16 protein-coding genes are annotated in these 19,695 nt (G+C 49.4%); 8 read left to right on the top strand and 8 right to left on the bottom strand.

The features are described 5' to 3' along the window. Nucleotides 1-148: 148 nt before the first annotated feature. The gene (locus tag NDA01_RS18720; RefSeq protein ID WP_190441734.1) at nt 149-571 is read right to left on the bottom strand and encodes a hypothetical protein; all 423 of its coding nucleotides are present in this window, start codon (nt 569-571) and stop codon (nt 149-151) included. A gap of 753 nt (nt 572-1,324) precedes the next feature. Between NDA01_RS18720 and NDA01_RS18715 the strand changes: the two genes are divergently transcribed. The 3 genes from NDA01_RS18715 to NDA01_RS18705 all read left to right on the top strand — a co-directional run bounded on the left by NDA01_RS18715 (nt 1,325) and on the right by NDA01_RS18705 (nt 4,562). Next, the gene (locus NDA01_RS18715) at nt 1,325-2,179 is read left to right on the top strand and encodes a DUF2267 domain-containing protein (RefSeq protein WP_190441733.1); all 855 of its coding nucleotides are present in this window, start codon (nt 1,325-1,327) and stop codon (nt 2,177-2,179) included. A 223-nt stretch (nt 2,180-2,402) separates the two neighbouring features. Beyond that, nucleotides 2,403-3,107 (top strand): hypothetical protein, encoded by a 705-nt coding sequence (locus NDA01_RS18710; protein WP_348229134.1) that lies wholly within the window; start codon nt 2,403-2,405, stop codon nt 3,105-3,107. A 324-nt stretch (nt 3,108-3,431) separates the two neighbouring features. Continuing rightward, nucleotides 3,432-4,562, top strand: coding sequence for a DUF4365 domain-containing protein (locus NDA01_RS18705; protein ID WP_348229133.1), 1,131 nt, complete (start codon nt 3,432-3,434; stop codon nt 4,560-4,562). Nucleotides 4,563-5,143: 581 nt separating this feature from the next. On the opposite strand, the gene pyrC is transcribed toward NDA01_RS18705, so the two are convergent. The 3 genes from pyrC to NDA01_RS18690 form a co-directional block, all read right to left on the bottom strand. Then, nucleotides 5,144-6,172: a dihydroorotase gene (gene pyrC / locus NDA01_RS18700; protein ID WP_348229132.1), complete on the bottom strand. Its 1,029-nt coding sequence runs from the start codon at nt 6,170-6,172 to the stop codon at nt 5,144-5,146. Nucleotides 6,173-6,318: 146 nt separating this feature from the next. Next, nucleotides 6,319-7,353 (bottom strand): tetratricopeptide repeat protein, encoded by a 1,035-nt coding sequence (locus NDA01_RS18695; protein WP_348229131.1) that lies wholly within the window; start codon nt 7,351-7,353, stop codon nt 6,319-6,321. 89 nt (nt 7,354-7,442) lie between these two features. Further along, on the bottom strand, nt 7,443-8,123 hold the full coding sequence (locus tag NDA01_RS18690; protein WP_190554822.1) for an RNA polymerase sigma factor: 681 nt from the start codon (nt 8,121-8,123) through the stop codon (nt 7,443-7,445). 289 nt (nt 8,124-8,412) lie between these two features. Between NDA01_RS18690 and NDA01_RS18685 the strand changes: the two genes are divergently transcribed. Then, nucleotides 8,413-8,994 (top strand): VOC family protein, encoded by a 582-nt coding sequence (locus NDA01_RS18685; RefSeq protein ID WP_199299281.1) that lies wholly within the window; start codon nt 8,413-8,415, stop codon nt 8,992-8,994. Between the two features lie 81 nt (nt 8,995-9,075). Here the strand turns inward: NDA01_RS18685 and lysS are convergent, their stop codons facing one another. The 3 genes from lysS to NDA01_RS18670 all read right to left on the bottom strand — a co-directional run bounded on the left by lysS (nt 9,076) and on the right by NDA01_RS18670 (nt 15,100). Further along, a complete protein-coding gene (gene lysS, locus NDA01_RS18680) occupies nt 9,076-10,794 on the bottom strand; it encodes a lysine--tRNA ligase (protein WP_348229130.1) in 1,719 nt (572 codons plus the stop codon). Between the two features lie 149 nt (nt 10,795-10,943). After that, nucleotides 10,944-11,861 carry an alpha/beta fold hydrolase gene (locus NDA01_RS18675; RefSeq protein WP_348229129.1) on the bottom strand — a complete coding sequence of 306 codons (918 nt, stop codon included), beginning with the start codon at nt 11,859-11,861 and terminating at the stop codon, nt 10,944-10,946. Between the two features lie 2 nt (nt 11,862-11,863). Next, a complete protein-coding gene (locus NDA01_RS18670) occupies nt 11,864-15,100 on the bottom strand; it encodes a tetratricopeptide repeat protein (RefSeq protein WP_348229128.1) in 3,237 nt (1,078 codons plus the stop codon). A 295-nt stretch (nt 15,101-15,395) separates the two neighbouring features. Between NDA01_RS18670 and NDA01_RS18665 the strand changes: the two genes are divergently transcribed. After that, nucleotides 15,396-15,932, top strand: coding sequence for a GAF domain-containing protein (locus NDA01_RS18665; protein WP_348229127.1), 537 nt, complete (start codon nt 15,396-15,398; stop codon nt 15,930-15,932). Nucleotides 15,933-15,947: 15 nt separating this feature from the next. Here the strand turns inward: NDA01_RS18665 and NDA01_RS18660 are convergent, their stop codons facing one another. Then, entirely contained in the window at nt 15,948-16,763 is an 816-nt protein-coding gene (locus NDA01_RS18660) for a nucleotidyltransferase family protein (protein WP_190441720.1), read from the bottom strand. Between the two features lie 272 nt (nt 16,764-17,035). On the opposite strand from NDA01_RS18660, the gene NDA01_RS18655 reads away from it, so the two are divergent. From NDA01_RS18655 to NDA01_RS18645, 3 genes are all read left to right on the top strand, one after another. Beyond that, on the top strand, nt 17,036-17,797 hold the full coding sequence (locus tag NDA01_RS18655; RefSeq protein WP_190554816.1) for a metallophosphoesterase family protein: 762 nt from the start codon (nt 17,036-17,038) through the stop codon (nt 17,795-17,797). 315 nt (nt 17,798-18,112) lie between these two features. After that, nucleotides 18,113-18,742: a L,D-transpeptidase family protein gene (locus tag NDA01_RS18650; protein ID WP_348229126.1), complete on the top strand. Its 630-nt coding sequence runs from the start codon at nt 18,113-18,115 to the stop codon at nt 18,740-18,742. Nucleotides 18,743-18,997: 255 nt separating this feature from the next. After that, complete coding sequence (locus tag NDA01_RS18645; protein ID WP_348229125.1) at nt 18,998-19,582, top strand: hypothetical protein; 585 nt, start codon at nt 18,998-19,000, stop codon at nt 19,580-19,582. Nucleotides 19,583-19,695: the final 113 nt, after the last annotated feature.

Here is a 19,695-nt window from a genome sequence, read left to right as displayed (position 1 = left end):
TAATTCAGAAGAGCGATCGTTTCTCAAACTTTACATCACGATTCGTTCGGATTAAATGATGCTCAGTTACTGAAGGTCTCAATTGGCACTTTCACGCAGGTATTCTAAAAGTGCAGACTCTTCGAAAATTTGTCCTTTTTCTTCGTTTTTAGTCGGGAGTTTCATAAATTGAGTTAGTGAGAGTTAGGTAGATCTCAGCATGATCGCCACCCCCAATCCCACTACTCCTCAAGTTAATCTGACGACGTGTGGGAGTGCCACCTTTGGGAACGGTGAAATTCACTTGCTGCTGGTCTTCCAAGTCATCTGTATTCTCGGAAGTTCCTTCAAATAATTTGGCGGTTCCCGTGACTTGAACCGCATTTTTTTGAACTACCTGAGCCCGTAGCTCGACTTCAACTCGGCACTCACCGCCCCAGCGTAAGTGAGGCACCTGAACGATTCCTGCTGGCTGACCCTCATCCAAAATGACATCAACCCCCTGCTCTAGATGTCCACGTTCATCACTGAATGGCCAGCTCTCATCATCAGTGCCGTCAATCACAACAACGCCTGCAACTCTTCTAGTCATAGTAAATTCCTGCTTCACGTAAGAGAATATTGACTGAACTACCTCCTATTCTGGAAAAGTTAGTTAAGGCACCGCAGTACCCTTCAGGGTACTCTTGCATCTTGATAACAATTGCACTATCTAATATGCAATTGCACGACATTAATTTCGCTGGTGAGGTACCTTCTTAAAGACTCAATAAGGTACTGCTAGGCTACGAAAGTAGCGTAGACTACTACGGCTTATGCGTGGCGATCGCAATAATATCGTTAGAATAATTTCCCTAGGCTCAAAGAGTGACCCGATAATTTAGAGCTTAGGCTGCCCTTCAGCAACATGTTGCACAAGTCAAAATCACAAAGGACTAACCTGAACCGAATCTTACTGCAACCCCTGCCATAAGCTATTCATGACTTAAACGATAGTCCTACATAACCTTTAACTTCAAAGCTTCCTCTTTTTGGAGGATCTTCCTCTCTCTTGAGAAGGAAACGAATTAGAGCCATCAATTAACATTAATTGTTTTAGGAGCGGCTCTGCGTCAGGTTAGCAGATTTCCTCCTAGTGAATGTTTCCTGTGGCAGATGAAAGAGTTGTCCTTCTCCTACTAATTTCAATAGCGATGGCTGTAGCAATTCAATCTGATGAAATTCTTGGCAGGGTCGTTCAGAGCTTTTTCTGAGTCTGCTTTGATAAAAACTGGGTTTAACAAGCCTAAATCAATAGAGATCAATGCTTCAGCCGTTGAACCCTATTGAAGTATGGAAGAATTTTATGCCAATTGACATCCGAGATGATGTAGTTTACATCATGTTGAAAAAAATTGATGAGTGCGATCGCGGCCCTGGTCCCGACGAAGTAAATTTCTCCGAGACGGACTTTGCGGGTTTAAAGATCACCCCGAAAGATGTGCTCGGTCACTTAGATTATTTAAACCAACGGCAGTACATTAACGCTGAGTTTACCGGCAACGCCTACGGCAACCAGGAAGATGTTCCTGATGCAGTTGCTCCTAAAGAGTTCGATTTCAGAATTGCTAACAGCTTCGGGGCTGCTGACGGTCCTCTACCTCATCTCATTTCCTTCAAGAAAGCAGAGTTGACCGAAAAAGGTCGGCAAATGTTGGACGAAATGAACGCAGACCCACCGAAAGCACTGGAGAGTGGCCCGGCAGTTCCGATCGCTGACAAAGACTCGCCTTTCCTAGAGCGGGTCATGGTCAAGGCCAATTTGACTGACCTATACGACGCCAGAGACATTACTGAAGTCGTGTTCCGCACCATGCGCGACATGATGACCAATGAAGCGGTCGATCGCGTGGCTGAAGAACTGCATGAACCAATGGAGCCAACAGACGAGAAAGCACTGCAAAATGAAGTAGCTGACTTGTGGATCGACACAAATCCTTTGGTGCGCTTCCTCAGTCGAGTTCGTCCTCCCCTGATCATCAAAGAAGATACCTTTCTGTTCCGGATTCGCCAAGAAGCAGGCATCCCGCAGGAAACTGATGTAGACACCGTTCTTAAAGCAGTCTTTTCCGCAGCCAAAGATGAGCTTTCGGAAGATCGGATCAAAGAGATCGCCGAGTTCTTGCCTGGCAAAATTCGCCAAATGTGGGATCACGCTTAAGCAAACTTCAGCCTGATTCTTCAGAGTTAATATTTTGTCTGCGATCGCTCTCAATTTAGGGAGGGCGATCTTTTTTTTACCTACTTTGAAGTCGATTGATCAGCCAATAGATAGCTGATCAATCGACAATATGCCTTCCATGATCAAAGAAATTGGCTCATCAATTGCTGACTTAAACAGCTTTAAATTCAATCTTTAGCTCGATGGCTTGTAGGAGAAAACTATGATTCAACTTAATCCCGTCAAAAAACTCTCCCTAGGAGCCGTGGGGGTGGTTGTGGGAGGCTTATTAGTAAGTTTGCCGCTAATCAATCAAGTCACGGCTCAAACCCGCTCATCGGTGAATCCTTGCCCTCGCATCTATTACGAAGAACCCTACAACAGCACTCGGCTGGTTCCCTCCGGTTGTCAAGCTAATGCTTTTACCCAAAGTGCCAATGCCACTGGCAGCACGACAGGCAATGTTACTAACGCCACTGGTAACGCTATAGGCAACACTAGTAACCAGTTATATCGAATTAACCCATCCACCACTTTACCTGGAACGTCCTCTGGCAGAGCCGGCACAACAGCTCCTGCTCAACCCCCTCTCCCCGAAAGCCTCGGAAATGCGATCGCCACCGTGCTTCCGCTCAACAGCAGAGTTAATGTGATGTTGAGAAACAACACGGGTACTACCGTTACTTATGAAGTGATTGGTCATACGCAGCCGCGATCGCTTGCAGGTGGCGCTGAAGTTATGCTGCAAGACTTACCCGTACCTGTGACGATCACCACCCTTCGTCCTGACCGAGGCTTAGTACAGATCGCCCCGATCGCTGGTGCCCAAGCAGGCTCGATCGGCTTTGCTCTGGATGAGACCACTCGACTCGGTAGCGACCAAGAAGCCATCCGTATTCAAAATAACGGCCAAGTTCTAGTGAACTAATTCTTTTGATACCTACCTCCTAGCCCCTTCCCTACCTAGCTTGCTTTCCCGCAGGAGGGAAGGGGAGTAATACTTGCCTGTAATTGAAGTGGTGTGATAGATGGTTATTAGCTTGAACGGCATCAATGCCTGTCATGTCTAGATTGAGCACTTGCTTTATGCTGAATCATCCTGCTTATTCACCCACTATGGAATTTTAGACAGAGAGTTTCAGTCTATTAATAGTTAACTGGCGTTATCTACTTCCACAAGGGGGCATTACCCTCGTTTAACTTTACTCCATAGTGGCTGAGTTAAGCTTGGGAGAAAGCTTCAAGCTCTGTAATGACTAGACTACCCAAACGAACAAAGTCTCAAAAGATTGGCATAAGTGCTGCTGAACTTCTCAATTCCGTTTTTAGTCAATTCTGCAATGTTATTCCCATACCTCAAGAACGCGATCTTGGCATCGATTTTATTTGTGAGTTAATGCAGGAAGACCATCCAACTGGAAAGATGTTCAATGTTCAATGCAAAGGTAAGGAAGAGGTAGAAATTAAAGGTGATGAAATTAGAGTTCAGATCTCAGTAACAACTCTAAATTATTGGTTACTTCAGAAAAATCCGACTTTTTTAGTTGTAGTAGATTATCAAAATTATATATTCTACTGGTCTTTCCCAAAAAACTTTCTTGATTCACTCGACAAAAACTGGCAGGAACAACAAAAGGTTTCAATTCCAGTCCCAATTCAAAATAGCTTTTCGCAAGATGTAAATACTCTGCCCACACAATTACTATCAATAGTAGACACACAATCTTTAGCACCTCCTCAGCATGGCGACTATCTTGGAACATTGACATTACAGTTCGATCGGTCATCCTCCACAACACAGATGACTATTAAAGGATTGATGCACTATTACCTTGAAGGTAGTCGAATCGCTAATGTTAAATGTGCATACGGAAGTCCTGGCTCTTTAGTTACGGCTTATCCAGAAACATTTGGTGGTGAAGGGTATAACACAGAGGTCAAAGCTAGAGTTTGGGGGGATTTGAAAGGGGAGGCGGCTATACTTCTACAAATGCCAGTCGAAAGGAATTATATTCTCAGTTATTCTACTTTTCAAGAAATATGCTACTTGCTAAGCGTCAATCTTTCTGATTGTGAAACGCACCGGGATCTCATCTCACACGGAGGTTTCCCTGGTGGTAACGTCTCGGTCACATTAGAAGGAAAACTCATTTCAGCAAAAGCTTGGTATGAAGTACCACTAGGTAGAATCAATCTCTTTAAAGTCAATAATAAATGGTACGCCATTAGCCTTGTTGGCATCAAAACGATCTCTACAGAGAAAACAGAGAGAAGAACAGGTAGCTATCTAAATCATGATCCGAGGCGAGATATTATTTGGCACTACTTTGATTTATCTGGGTATCCCTTTTCTTTACCCTTAAAATTTCAGAACACCCTTTAATCTCCGATTGGATTCTGAATTTACCAGCTAACAATCCGCTTGCACACCGACCATATTCAGCCGCTTTGTTGAGAACGAAGGTTTTCTAGGGGCGAGTGAATCGGAACATTAAATAAACTTTGAAAGTGCGTAAGAGAATGGATTTGTAGAACCGCACGACCAACAATATTTGCTCTGGGACAAAACCCAAAGATGGCTGTCATTAGTTACGATTGTTCCAAGAAGAAATTACGAGTGCTATGGACCTGTAACAGTTCCCTAGTTGTAGGCTGGTTCTTCACATAGGATTCCGTGATAACGTTGCCGTTGATGAGCGTCTGTTATGAATTTGCACCACATCTCCTGGTAGACCAACCACGGGTTTAATCAGGACATCATGCAGGTTTTGGGGTCTCTAGTTTAAGAGGGGCTTTGAATACAACCAAGCTATTTCGTTGCGGGGAATGGAAGCGATCGCAGAGTTTCTTCACGAGCAGGCGATCGGCGAAGCATCCCTTAAGGAGAATCGCTCACTTCTAGGAACTTGAGAAAAGGTTTAGAGACGGCGGAAAGTTGGTCGAGAAGTAGGAATCATGCTTCTGTCACACCATTTGCCACGTCATCTCTTGACCTGCCCGTAAAGGCACGAGTCCAGATTCAGTGAATGGAACCTCGTCGGGAACACGCCAGGTTGTTCTGGTCAAAGTAACCTGTTCGCTATTGCGCGGAAGTTGATAAAAATCTGGCCCATAGAAGCTGGCGAACGCTTCAAGCTTATCCAGGGCATCAACACTTTCAAACGCTTCTGCGTACAGCTCCATCGCGTGCAGCGCCGAATAGCAACCCGCGCAGCCACAGGAACTTTCTTTGCTGTCGCGGGGATGAGGGGCGCTATCGGTGCCAAGAAAAAACTTAGGATTACCAGAGGTTGCCGCTTGCAAAAGTGCCAAGCGATGCTCCTCCCGCTTTAAAACTGGCAGGCAATAGAAATGGGGGCGAATACCACCTTGAAATAGGATATTGCGGTTAAATAAAAGATGTTGTGGCGTGATCGTTGCAGCGACATTGTCGGCAGACAGGACATACTGCACAGCATCTGAGGTGGTAACGTGCTCAAGCACCACGCGCAAGTTAGGAAATCGCTGCTTGAGGGGGATCAAATGTTGCTCGACGAACACTCTCTCGCGATCGAACATATCAACATCTTGATCGGTTACTTCCCCATGCAGGAGTAAAGGCATGTCTACCTGCTGCATCGCCTCAAAAACGCGATCGCACTTACCAATGTCCGTCACACCGAAGTCTGAATTGGTCGTCGCGCCCGCTGGGTAGTACTTGACCGCTTTGACAAACTGGGAGGCTTTGGCCGCGATAATTTCTTCAGGGCTGGTGTTGTCAGTGAGATAAAGTGTCATCAGCGGCTCAAACTGTCTACCAGTCGGAATAGCGGCAAGGATGCGATCGCGATAGGCAGCAGCAGCAGCCACGGAGCGCACTGGAGGCTTCAGGTTCGGCATAATGATCGCACGGGCAAACTGACGCACTGTATGGGGCAGAACCGCTTTCAGCGCGGCACCGTCGCGGAGATGCAGATGCCAGTCGTCAGGTCGGGTTATCGTAAGCTTTTGCATCTCGTAATTATAAAACCGCTAGTACTTCATTACGGAAGACATAAGCTAACAAGGCCATGCACTGTTAAATCACCGGGGTTTCTCCTCAGCAGGCGATCGCGAAGCATCCCTCAAGGAGAATCGCCCACTAGGAACTTGGGGGAGCGCTAAAGACGGCGGAGTTGATCGAGGAGCAAGGATTCGCTTCTGGTATCTTCTAGCGCCCGTGCCACTACGATCGCTCTTTGATAAAAATTGCGGGCCGTTTCCCGGTTGCCTGAGGCTTGATAAATCTCGGCTAGCGATCGCAATGTTGTGAGCTGTTGACGCAGGTTGCTCTGCTCTTGGGTTAACGCTAAGCGTTGATCGAGTACCTCTAAGGCACGGGTGTAATTGCCCAAAGGGCGATAGGACGCGACTAAGCCATCAATGGCCCGAAGGTGATTGGGGCGATCGCGACTAGTGCGAGCCAACCGTAGGGCCACACCATAGGCATTGGCTGCATCTTGATACCGTTGCGCTCCTCGGTAAGCATCGCCCAAATTGTTATAAGTGCTGGCCTCGCCACTAGGATCGCCTGCCTGTCGTCGGTAGGTCAGAGCTGATTCTAGTTGTTTAATTCCTTGGTTATAGTTTCCGGTTGCTACGGCTGCCAACCCTAGGTTGCTCAAAGACAAGCCTTGACCTTCCAGGCTATTGATATTCTGCGCGATCGTTAGGGCTTCGTTAAAGCTACTGGCAGCGGCTTGGGGAGCTCCACGACGCAGCAAAACGGTCCCGACATTATTCAGGCCGTAAATTTGGCCTCTAAAGTCGCGGTTGTCACGAGCGATCGCTAAACGTCGGCGCAGGGCATCTTCTGCTTCCCGGATTCTGCCGAGTTGAGCATAGGTCAGGCCAATAAAGTCGTAGGTCAGGCCAGTGGCTGAGACATCGCCAATGCGTTGGTAGAGCTTCACCGCTTGTTGCCAAGAGGCGATCGCTTTTTCGAGTGAGCCTTGTTGTTCGTACTGTCCGCCCAGGCGAACTAAGCGATCGGCTTCATCTCTCAGCTCACCTTGAGTGCCGTTATTGACAGGAATATTTAACTGTTCATTTAAGCTGGCAGCGTTAGCTCCACTCAAGTTGAACAGGCAAATTGTACCTGTAGCGGTCAACAGTGATGCGGACGCAAGGACGACTGCTAATAAACGGCGACTCATGACAATTTCCTCACAACCAAGCTTGATGGAATCACAGGCACCCAGCGCCGTAAAGCTGACTCGATTCAGCTAAATTCGACGAACGGTTTTTATTCAACACTAGGTTCCAACGTGATCGAACTAAAGTCGAACCCATCGGTCCGATCCCTAGTATTCCCACCTAAATAAATTTCACAAATATCTTCTGGGAGAGCCTCTTCTAGGAGTTTGTAGCCTTCTTGCAACCGCACCTTAACTTCTGCGGGCGAAATTGCTTCCCCCTCCGCCTGCAAGTAAGCCGAAATCCGAGTTTCGCTCCAGTGAAAGGTTTGAGCCATCAAAATCATCAGCCGCAGCACTGGAGGCAACTGGTCTAACGCCTGCTCCACGTAGCACCACAGCGGCGGTGAAGCGCCTTGCAAAGAGTAATGCACCGATTCCACCGGAGGTAATTCCGCTTGGTTGATGCAAAAGGCTGTCATATTAATCAGCCAATTTTGCAACGTCAGGTTCTCAATATTCGAGAGCTGGCTCGATCGCAAATCTAACCCACCTAGCTCATGAAAGACGTGCCGCCAAGTAATGGCAAAGAGGTAGTCAGCCTGCACGGGCGATCGCGCTGAGTGCCGAATTAAAGTGTAAACAATTGGGCTGTAGCGACAAAAAATAGCCGTAAAATATCGCCCCGAATCAGGATGGCGCTGAAACAGCGTCAACAACTCCTGATCGCTATGATGAAAGAGCGATTGGACAATCGGATGATTGCTTTCAGGAAACGTAGGAATTTGCACGATTTTCAGTCACTGACTGGCTGAGTCTCTAATCGGAATTGACTCTTACTATAATCTACGCTTTTCCCCAATTAAAACTCTTTTTCTGAAAACGAGGCCGTGGCGATTAAGCAAGAGTTGGTGTTCAATTCCCAATCCGCCACAAGTGAGCCTTTCTTGAAGTTTGGATGAGGTAGGTTTAGCCTTGATAGACTAAGATCACTAGCGATGTGTGTCAGCCACCATCTCTAGAATTCTGTTCAACTGGCTTAAGTCCCTCACTTAATTCATGGTTCTAGCATTGAGTGTGATGCCCTTCCTGTCTCAGCCTCTAACTTTGGGAGCTTTTTTCCCAGCCCTGCCGTTAGACAGCCTCTTGTCAACGCAAGGAATTATGGTTTTGCTCTTGGCAGCTTATGCGGGAGCGATGTGGATGTTTCTTACCAGTGCCCCAAAAGTGCACACCATAATGGTGTCCGACTTGGAGTCCGGTCGTCAGTTCTATGAAGGAGTGCTGGGCTTGGCTGCTGCTGAGGTGCCATTGCACTACTACTACAACTATGAGCAAAGTCTGGGCGCAACCAGCGTTGACCCACTCTATATGTCTCCAGGTTTAGGGGGACCGGCGACTGCGACTCGCAATTTCAATGGCACCGATGGCCTCTGGTACCAACTCAAGAAAAACACCCAGGTGCATGTGATCTCTGGAGCCAGCCTGGGCCAGAAAGATCGCCAACGGCACGTCTGCTTCGATCGCGACTGCTTAGAGCAAGTGCTGATGCGAGTGCAAACGCGAGGCATTAAGCACAAAATTCGCCGCGAAAAACCCCTGAACTTCTTAGTCAAAGACTGGGAAGGCCGCGTGATCGAGCTGGCAGAAGTCTCGAATTAATCCCTCTCCCCACTGGAGCGGGACTTTAACTTTAGCTCCCCTTCCCTAGTAGGGAAGGGGCTGGGGGTTAGGTATCTTCGGCTAACCTACTTTTTCGCAGGTGTATTTGGGCTTGATCTGCTCGTTAAAGTATTGCCCCTTAGAGGTGGCGGTCTCCAAGCCTTGATACACTACTTCGGGTACATCCTGGTACTTGTAAGCAAGGCCACGCAGAACGATCTCTAGCGTTTGAGTCTTAGCATCGTACTTGTGCCCTTCAATCAGGCTGCTTTCGGGCTTCAGGAGTGGAAAAGCGATCGCGTCTCGAATGCTGGGGCTATCAGTGAGTAGCATCACTAGGCGATCGATACCGATTCCTAAACCACCCGTGGGGGGCATGCCATACTCCAGCGCCGTCAAGAAGTCTTCATCCACATCATTGGCTTCCAGATCGCCTGCTGCTTTACGGGCCGCTTGCGCTTCCAGCCTTTGCCGTTGATCGATCGGATCAGTTAACTCCGAGAAGCTATTGCCTGTTTCTCGCCCCACAATAAACAACTCAAAGCGCTCAACTAATCCGGGCTTGGAGCGATGCGGCTTGGCGAGCGGTGAAATCTCTACGGGGTAGTCGAGCACAAACGTTGGTTGAATCAACGTCGCTTCCACTTTTTGCTCAAAAGCTTCGTTGAGGATGTGCCCAATGGATTCACACTCATCAACTCCGCCAATCTTGGCTTGACGTGCTGCTGCTTTAGCTTCGTCTAAGGTTTGGAATTGACTGAAATCAATGCCTGTTTTCTCTTGTACTAACTCGTGCATCGTGGCCCGTCGCCAAGGTGGAGTCAGATCGATCGCCTCGCCTTGGTAGGTAATCTGGAGCGTACCCAAGGCCGACTGAGCCGCATAGGTGATTAACGCCTCGGTCAGCGCCATCATGTCGTTGTAGTCAACGTAGGCTTGGTAAATCTCGATGGTAGTGAATTCGGGGTTGTGCCGTGTGGAAATCCCTTCATTACGGAACACGCGACCCAGCTCAAACACCTTCTCAAAGCCACCCACGATCAGCCGCTTCAGGTGCAACTCAGTGGCGATCCGCAGGTACAGATCCATCTCCAAAGTGTTGTGGTAGGTGACGAAAGGCCGCGCCTCTGCACCGCCCGCCTCACTTTGCAGCACCGGAGTTTCGATTTCAATAAAGCCTTGTTGATCCAAATAACGCCGCATGGCCGCGGTAATCAACGCCCGTCGCCGAAAGGTTTCGCGTACCTCTGGGTTAACGATCAAGTCTACGTAGCGCTGGCGATAGCGTTTAGCAATATCAGTCAAACCGTGCCACTTGTCAGGCAACGGTAAGAGTGACTTGGTAAGAATGGCGTATTCGCTCACATAGATAGACAGCTCACCTTTTTCGGTCCGCTTAATGTTGCCGCGCACGCCAATGATGTCGCCTACATCGGTGAGTTGCTTCAGCAAGTTGAAGGCATCCGGCGTTTCTGGCATGCCTGCCTGAATTTTCTTTTTGTCTAAATAAAGCTGGATGGTGCCAGTTTCGTCTTGCAAGGCGAAGAAGGCTAGCTTGCCAAACACCCGCCGCGCCAAAATTCGTCCGGCGATCGCGACTTCTAATGGATCTTCCGCGCCATCAGGCAAGTCAGCAAATTTGGCTTGGAGGTCGGCAGCATGATGGGTAACTTCCCAACGGTAGGCATAGGGAGTCAGTCCCGCTTGTTTCAGTTGCTCCACCTTTTGCAGGCGGTTGGCACGAATTTCTTCTAGGGTAGAATTGGCTTGATTTTCGGGTCGGGACTGCTCAGAAGACATAGGTTAATCAGTAACGGCCAAGCTAACGATGGGTTAGGTGCACCTGTTCGCCACAGCTAGCTCAACAGGTCAAGAACAAAATCTGATTATAGTCGCCAAGCCCATCCATTGCTGGAGGCTTTTCGTCCAAATAACGATTGCTTTTGGTATCAATCAGGCGATCGCAAAAACGGCAAAATTGCTTCGGCAAGTGGAGCAGGATATTCCTCATGCAAACCCAGCGAGCCTGTTAGTTTTTGGGTTTGGACTCCAGGTAGGGCGGCGATCGCTTCCATTTCTGCTTTGGATTTAGGCGGCGCTTGCTCCCCAATTACCACCATCAACGGTATGGGCAGAGGTTGACACCAAGCCAAGAAGTCAGCGCGATCGCGGACGGGGTCTAAGGCTCCGGTGACAAAGGCGGCAGGGGCGAAACGGGCTCCGGGTTGCTGAGTGCTGTGCCAACGGCGATCGACCAAATCTGGGGTGACGTTGGCGGGGTCAGCATAGACGTGACGGCGATACATCAACGCCAAAAAAGACGGGATGGTGTTGAGCTTGTACAAGGCTTGACCCAAGAGGGGCGATCGCACTGTTCCTCTCACCACACCTGCGCCTTTGGGCTGCACGCCCATCGTCGGGAGCGGACCACGCCAAGTAGGGGCGACTAGGGCTACACGAGACAAGACCCCCGCCTGCTGGGCTAACTTCATCGCGTAGCCTGCGGTATGTCCTGCGGCTACAACTGCAACAGGTTGCTGAAATACTGCCCCAACAAAATCTTGAAGCAACTGGTGATAAACAGCAGGTTCATAGTTAATTGGCGGACGAGCCGATTCCCCAAACCCCAGCCAATCGATCGCCGTAACTCGAAACTCGGAAGCTAAGCGTTTGGCTAATCCCGCCATTTCTGCCCGCGTGGAGACGGTGCTGAATGCAGGCAGTAGTAAAACAGGAGCGCCTTGCCCTAGGGTTTCGTAGGCGATCGCAAATTCTTGACCTTGATAATTCCACAGGTACTGCTGCACAGTGCCGCCGATTTCTGTGGTGGTGGCACTTGTGTTGAGGCTTTGTAATTGCTGAGTCATATCTAAGCCTCAATCAACTGGCGGAACCATTCATCTTCCCAGAGGCGATCGAAGGCGATATCGGTCTTGGCTTCTTCCCGGTACTTCGGATCAAGCTCGATCGCGCGTTGCAAATGTTTGAGGGCTGGGTCTACCTCCCCTTGCAGCGCGTAGCAGTTGGCTTTGTTGTAGACCGCACTGGCATAGTCGGGTTGCAGGTTCAGAGCTTTGTCTAGGCTTTCTAGAGCTTCGGGGTCACGACCGAGCTGCACTAGGGCATAACCGCGCTTATCCCAAGCTTTGGGGGACTCTGGTTTCAGCTCAATCACCTTATCGAACGAGGCGATCGCTTCCTCGTACTGTTGCACTTCCAACAGCGCCAAGCCCCGGTTCATCCAGGCCACGGCATCATCTGGTTGGTACTGCACCGCTTTGTCGAAGGACTTGAATGCTTCTTTGGGTTGCTGCAAGGTGCCCAGCGCCACACCCCGGTTGACCCAAGCTTCGTGATAGTCAGGCTTTAGCTCCAAGGCATGGTCAAAGGAGGCGATCGCATTTTCGTAGCGCTTCAAGCGGCCCAGGGTTAGGCCACGGCTCAACCAGGCTTTGTAGTTGTTGGGTTCCGTTTGCACCACTTTCTCAAAGGCGGCAAAGGCGGCATCGTACTGCTGCAATTCCTTCAGAGCTAGACCGCGCTGGTAAATTGCACCTGTATGGTTAGGATTGAGTTCCAAGACTTTATCAAAGGCAGCGATCGCTTCTTCATACCGCTCAGCTTCAAAGGCGCGATTGCCTTGCTCGACAAATTCATCAGGCCGCAAGAATAGCTCTGGACGGTTGGTCTGGAGTGTGCTGAGTTGCTCAGCTAGAGTTTGTAACTGGGGTTGGATTTCGGATTGTACCGTCGTAATTTGGGTTGTAATTTGCTCGCGGAAAGCCTGTAATTGCGGCTGAGTCGCAGATTCTAAAGCGGTAATTTGGTCACGCAGGGTTTGGAGTTGCGATTGCGCGGCTGTCACAGTGGCGATCTGTTCGCTCAGGCTTTGCAGTTTTTGCTGCATATCTGACATGAAACCTTCCGCGATCTGTTGCGGCGAGATCTCTGCGAGTTGCTGCAAGATTTGGTTTTTCTGAGCCTGCGCCCCGGTTTGTAATTCGGTTAGGCGGGCGGCAAATTCTGACTTTAACTGCTCTAGATTCTGGACGGTAGCCTCTTTATGACTGCCTGTATCAGTCTGGAGCCGTGCTAACTGGGTGGCAAATTCGGTTTCGGCTCGGTCCAAGTTGCCCAAAATTTGGACACTCTTTTGTTGGGCTTGGGTCTGAGCGTCTTGCTGTAACTGAGCCAACCGCGCAGCAAAGTCGGCCCGCACTTGCTCTAGATTGCCTAAGCCTTGATCTTTCTGTTGTTGCACCGCAGTTTGCAGCCCTGCCAGTTGATTGGCGAAGTCCTGCTGCGACTTTTGAAGTTGTTGTAGCAGTTGCTCCTGCTGCCGTTGGGCATTGGTGTAGAGCAGTTCCAGACGCGGGGCAAAATCGGTTTTCTGTTGCTCCAGACTTTGGAATACCGTTTCTTTGTGCTGCTGGGCACTGGCTTGCAGTTGGGCTAAATCAGCCGCAAAGTCCGAGCGGACACGGTCTAAGTCACCTAAGCCTTGATCTTTTTGTTGTTGCACTGCGGCTTGGAGTGCTGCCAATTGCGCGGCAAAGTCCTGTTGCGATCGCTGCAATTGTTGCAACACTTGTTCCTGCTCGTGGCGGGTGGCGGCTTCGAGTTCCGCCAAGTGAGGTCCAAATCCAGATTTGAGCTGCTCCAGGTCTTGCAGAATCGTGTCTTTGTGTTGCTGTGCCCCAGTTTGCAACTGTGCCAATTGCGCCGCAAAGTCAGCCCGGACGGTTTCTAAGTCGCCTACGCCTTGGTCACGCTGCTGCTGCAAGCTGACCTGTAAATCGGTGAGCTGCATGGCAAAGTCTTGCTGCCACTGTTGGAGTTTTTGTAGCACTTGCTCTTGCTGTTGCTGCGCCGCCGTCTGCAATTGTGCCAAGTGGGAGGCAAAGTCAGCTCGGACGGTTTCTAGATTGCCCAAGCCTTGCTCTTTTTGCTGGTGGACTGTGTTTTTCAAGTCGGTGAGCTGAGCCGTAAAGCCTTGGGCCGATCGCTGCAAGTCCTGCAAAACTTGTTCTTGTTGCCGTTGAGCAATGGCGTGTAGCTCGGTGAGTTGCGGAGTAAGTTCGGTTTTGACTGTTTCCAGGTCTTGCAGCGTCAGATCTCGGCGTTGTTGAGCGGTGGCGACAAACTGTGCCAATTGCCCACTGAACTGCTGCTCCGACTGATGCAATTTTTCTAGCACCTCTGCTTGTTGCCCAACGAAGTGTTGCTCAGATTGGTGCAATTTTTCTAGCACTTCTGCTTGCTGGTGCTGGGCTACCGTATGCAGCTCGGTGACTTGGGGTGTAAATTCGGCTTTGACGGCTTCTAAATCAGCCACTATCGCGTCTTTGTGCTGTTGGGCGATCGCTTGCAGTTGGGTGAGTTGGCCCGCAAAATCGCGTTCTGCGGTGGCAAAAGTCTCTAGAGTGCGAGCTTGGCGTTCTTGACTGCCCGATTGCAGCTCGGCAATATGCGTCGTAAAGTCTGACTCAAATTCAGCTAATCGTTGCTTCGCGGTTTGCAGTTGAGCTTGTAGCTCGTTTAGTAGTTGCGATTTAGTTTCAGTCAAATCGGTGGCGAGATCGGCAAGATTCCCTTTCTCTTGAGCCATGCGCTTTTGCAAATTCTTAGTTTCATGCTCGACTCGCTCAGCGATCGCTTCTGCCGCATCTAAGACATCTCTAGCATCTTCCGTGGCTTTGGTGACTTGGACTTCCAGCGTGCCCAGTTCTTCGATCTGCTCCTTGGCACGGATAGCAATTTCGTTAATCACAGCGCGGCGCAGAAACCAGAGTGTGGCGATCGCGGTTCCTAGCAGCACAATCAGCACAGTCAACAAGACATTAAATAAGGTCAGGGCACGTCCCAAAGTGCGGTTGACTTCCGCCTGCACCTGCTCTGCGACGACTTCGTTGGACGGCACCTGCGCCATGAGTTCGCCCGACTGTGGGATACCCAACTGCTGAGCAATTACGCTGGAGCCCAGGGGAAGTAACGTTTTGGAGCGTGTGGGTTGAGCATTGGCGACACCAACAGACAGTAGGAGGATAGAGAGGGCAATACCGCCACGCGGTACCAGGGCAAAAATGTCTTGATTTTGGCGCTTCATTGGTCTCGTCCTTGTCTGTGAGTCGGGGTGGGCGATCGCTTATTTTCTCAAGGTTAATCAAAATCAGGCCCAGTGTCCTAGAGATTACCAGGCCAGAATGATTTCAAAACCCTAGATTTAAGCATCGCAGCCACGCAAGCAATACTATCGCTAATCTAACCTGCTCTCAAACAGTCGGCCTCGCTACCGAAAATCTTGAGTTAATTTCTGACAATAAGGCAGCACAGATGTCTCATTAGAATTCAGTCCCTAGGTCGGCAGTCCTGATTCAACCCTTGAGGCGAAACCTTAATCCATGACCGAGCCAAAACCCGTTCTCGAAGCTTGTCCACCCCTATTGGCTACTTCTCCAAGGGCTAATTCATCAGAGTTTGATTCTGTTCTGGCGGCAATGCTCGAAACGGCTTGTGAAACGATGAACTGGGAGTATGGCGAGGCTTGGATAGCGATCGATGACAAAGTGCTCCAGATCAGTTCAACATGGCAAACTCAGACTCGGTTGAGCCGCGATCGCAAACTGGATTGGGAGTCTTTTCACGCCTGTAGCCAAAAGTTTGTCTTGCATGCTGCAGAAGGCTTACCCGGACGAGTTTGGGCTTCGCAAACTCCAGAGTGGATGGTAGATGTTTCTGCCGAGTCGGAATCCTACTTTTTGCGGCATCAAATTGCCAAAGCTTTCGGTGCCAAGGCAGGCTTAGGTTTGCCTGTGCTCATCGAGCAGTTGCAAGTTGTCCTAGTCTTTTTCCGGTCTGAAGCTCACAGTCGGGATCAGCAATGTATTGAGTTAACTGAGGCTGCTGTCGCCCAGATCCAGGCACAACTGCTGCATTAGGCTGCATTAAGCAAGCTAAGCTTCTTTCTCTTGAATTAAATGCTCTGTCCATTGCTCAACATCAGCTTGAGAGAGATTGCTGGGAGGATGAAGCCGAGCATCTTTATAGCCCCATTCTTCAACATCAGGTCGATATTGCAACGGGGCTAATAGTGTTCCCTGACATAGCTTAGTCGAGATTGGTGCGGCGTTCGTTTCTTGCTGCAACTGCTGGGTGAGCTGATTCATCACTCCCTCTGGCACTCGCGATCGCTCTCCGGGATAAATAAACCCGAATAGAACTAAGTGACTAAACAGCACTCGCCAATGGTCACCAAACCGAGACAACAAGCGTGACCAGTTGATTTCATCGCCACAAGCTAGCAATAGATGGGCAATATCCGCATCATCAAAGCGATCGCGGGCCATTACATAAGCCTTAGACCAGATCGTTTCCTCAATGGGACAAATTTGTACCGTCATTCCCAACACTTCTTCGGTGATGGCATGCTCAAACCAAGCGTCATCGACTGGCGCACAGCCATTGGCGGAGCTGAAGATCAGGTCCACGAAGTTATCACCACAGAAGGCTTTGCCTAACCAATGACGTACTGACAGTTCTGTTTCGTATCCCGCCGCTCCAAACACCTCAAAAGTTCGCTGCACATCTCGCGGATGCACAAACAAATCTAAATCTTTCGTCGGTCGCGCGATGCCTGTATAGCGCTCAAAAGCATAAGCGCCGCCAATTAAAAAGGGCACTTGAGCTTGTTGCAAGACTCGGAGCGAACGACAGTAAAAGTCGCGGACATGCGGATCGAGGTCAGCTAGGTGCAGGGCGTGGGACGGCATTGTGGTTCTCTAGAAATAGAAATTATAAATAGCTACCACCTACATACCTAAACATAAATAAGGTAAAACTCTAGGCGATTTCAGTAGTATTTTCTACCCTGACGTAAGTACGAAATAATGACCTCAATCCGGAGAGCGAAATGATCTCCTACGGAATCCTGTGATATCACTCCTGGCAACTCGAAAAATGCGCCTGAAGAAATAGGTAACTCTGGCTGACCCACGACATAATCGGGGGCAGAAGCTGTAGAGATTTGAAGTGAGAGGAACGGATGGCGATCGCAGAAAATACTGTCGCAAAACAGACTGTGCGGATAGCCGCCGTAGGAGATATTCACTGCACCAAAACCTCTCAGGGAGAGTTGTACCCACTATTTGCCCAAGCCAGTGAGCAGGCAGACATCCTATTGCTATGTGGTGACTTGACGGATTACGGCCTGCCTGAGGAAGCTCACGTTTTGGTTAAGGAATTGACCGGAGCTAGAATCCCCGCGATCGCCGTATTTGGCAATCATGACTATGAGTCAGGCCAGCAAGATGAAGTCAGGGAGATCTTGGAACAGGCTGGCGTTAAAGTCCTAGATGGGGAAGCCTGCGAGATTGAAGGAGTTGGTTTTGCTGGGGTAAAAGGGTTTGGTGGCGGCTTTGGCTCTAAAGCCTTAGGAGCTTGGGGAGAAGCAAGTATCAAGCGGTTTGTGCATGAAGCAGTGGATGAAGCATTGAAGCTGGAAGCTGCCTTAGCTCGCTTAGAAACGCCCCACCGAGTTGCCATTCTGCACTACGCCCCGATTCAAGAGACTGTCGAGGGAGAACCACCGGAAATCTTTCCCTTCTTAGGTTCTAGTCGTTTGGAGGAGCCTCTAACTCGTTACTCAGTCACAGCGGCTTTTCATGGTCACGCCCACAACGGTCATTTGCAGGGGCACACCAGTAGCAATATTCCGGTCTACAACGTCTCTCTCCCTCTCTTGAAGAAAGCCAATCCTGACCATCCTCCCTTCCACTTGTTGGAAGTATCGCTCAATCCTGAATAATCACCAAAAATTGTGTTGCCATCCTAGGCATAAAAAAGAGAGAAAAGAGATTTCAGTGATTATGATAGAGCGATCGCGCGGCTAATTTCTAAATCTTTTAAATCAAAAGAAATCCCCAGTCAAGCAGGAGGCAAGGCTGGGGATTTCTTGCTTGTGAGGGATGCGGATTTACTTTCCAGCCTGCTTCTATCTACAGCAGTACTTAACCGTACCTCAGAGATTCAGTCAGAAAGGTTGCGATCGCTGATCTCATTACTTATAGAAAAATATTACAGAAAAATCGCTGGAAACTCTCTGCCACTTTTGTTTTGCACAATGTTGAAGTACTTAACCCGTCCAGGTAGCTTGTCGTTGCTGTTGAGCTTACTCGCCCCTATCTCTATCCCTCAAATATCTCAAGCTGCTGATGTCATAACTTCCCCTCTACCAGCCTCAAACCTAAAACCAGCCCCAATACCAAAAACATCAACGCCAACACCAGCCTTAAGCCCAACCTCACCATCAACACCAGCCTTAACACCAAGCCCTATTCCAACCAATCCCTCGGTTGAGCAACCCATCCGTTTAGAAATCAGCCGCAGTAAACGACGAGTGACACTCTACCAAGGAGATGTTGCCGTTAAAAGTTATGCGATCGCGGTCGGAAAGCCTGGTTGGGAAACTCCCCTTGGAACCTGGCGAGTACAGCAAAAGCTGCGAAATCCGATTTGGATTCATCCTTTTACGGGTGAAGCAGTGAAGGGAGGAGATCCGGAGAACCCTTTAGGTCGGCACTGGATTGGCTTTTGGACAAACGGTAAGAATTGGATTGGTTTCCACGGTACCCCTAATCCAAAATCAGTCGGTCAGGCGGCTTCGCATGGTTGTGTACGCATGTACAACCAAGATGTCGAGGAAATTTTTCAAAAAGTAAGCCTAGGTACGCCTGTCAAAGTTACGCCCTAAAGCGGTAGGAAGCTTAGGTCAAGTTTTCTTGATTTTCTGCCAAAAGCTAACGGGTTTTCGACCTCTTGTCAACAAGCTCAACCTTGAGATAGAGCAACATCAGTCTGAAGGGAGACAAACAGTCGTCACAAGCTATTTACACTTCGTAAATATTGGGGTCGCCATGAGCTGCATTGGCACCAGAAAACCAAAACATCCATTCAAAAGCAATTAAGTCCTAATTCACTTTTTAGTACAAAGGTAGAGGAGATACAGATGAACGGACACAAGTATTTGAGCAAAACTCTCGCAATTCTGACAGGTGTGGTTGGTGCGACTGCTTTAGTGGGTTTCCCTGCTGCTGCCCAAGTTAACCCTAGCCCTAGTATTTTTAACGAGGCTCCCTACAATCGCAGCGCTCCTTCTGTGGGTCAATCTACTGGTGGTTCAACTGGCGGCTCGGTGAATACCCAGGAAGCAACTCCCACTGATGAGCCTACAGGTGGCTCCACAATGGAGCAAATGCAATCTCCTGGTGGTTCTAGTACAGAGACCACAGGTGAATCTAATAACTCAACTGGCGGTTCGGTGAATACCCAGGAAGCAACTCCCACCGATGAGCCTACAGGTGGTTCCACAATGGAGCAAATGCAATCTCCTAGTGGTTCCGGTGCAGAGACCACAGGCGAGTCTGGCACCACGATTCGGCGTACTACCGAGAGCGAAACTCAAATTCAGCGCTCTACTACTACTCAGCCAAGCCAAACTTCTCCTGGTGTCACTCAAGATGCTGAGCAGTCTAGCCCTACTACAGGTGGGACAACTGATGACGGTAGCGCTGGTGTTCCGGGTCTCTGGTAATCCTTTTTTGAGTTAGATGCCGAACCTTTGGGGGCACCTGCCCCCAAACCCCCGCTGAGGGACGGCTGCGTCCCCCAGACCCCCTCCAGAAGTAGGATTGTAGAGGGGTGCAT

Source organism: Trichocoleus desertorum AS-A10 (assembly GCF_039962155.1).
Classification (GTDB): domain Bacteria; phylum Cyanobacteriota; class Cyanobacteriia; order FACHB-46; family FACHB-46; genus Trichocoleus.
The sequence above is the reverse complement of the archived record's forward strand: the minus strand, read 5'-3'. Positions and strand labels throughout refer to the sequence as shown.